Source organism: Delftia sp. WSY_10, from assembly GCF_043104705.1.
GTDB lineage: Bacteria > Pseudomonadota > Gammaproteobacteria > Burkholderiales > Burkholderiaceae_C > Comamonas > Comamonas tsuruhatensis.
In genome coordinates this window covers 1-314 of record NZ_JBICKY010000026.1, presented here as the reverse complement: position 1 = coordinate 314, position 314 = coordinate 1, and the positions used below count along the sequence as shown (strand labels likewise).

Sequence of the window (314 nt, the reverse complement as noted above, 5' to 3'; positions counted from 1 at the left end):
CGCTCCACGATGTTGCCGTGCAGGTCGTACTGGAAGCGCAGGTCCTGGTAGACGGCGAGCCGGTTGGTGGGCACCTGTTCGCGTTCGTTGCTGGTGCCGCCGCTGCTGAGGTCTCCACCACGGTTGGGGTTGAGCAGGTTGCCTGCGGGGTCGAATGCGAAGGTTTCCAGGTTCCGGCCCGAGGTGGGCAATCCACCTGCAGCGTTTTTCTGGGCGGCAAGGATGCGGCCCAGGGCGTCGTAACGGTACTGGCTGTCGCCGCGCAGGCCGTCGCGCGTGGCGACGAGGTTGCCTGTGGGGTCGTACTGGTACAG

The 314-nt window shown here is 66.2% G+C and carries 1 protein-coding gene; it reads right to left on the bottom strand.

Annotation, left to right across the window (positions count from 1 at the left end; all coding sequences use genetic code 11):
* On the bottom strand, positions 1–314 hold a 314-nt coding region (locus ACF8ML_RS12645; RefSeq protein WP_392407210.1), incomplete at both ends, for a hypothetical protein.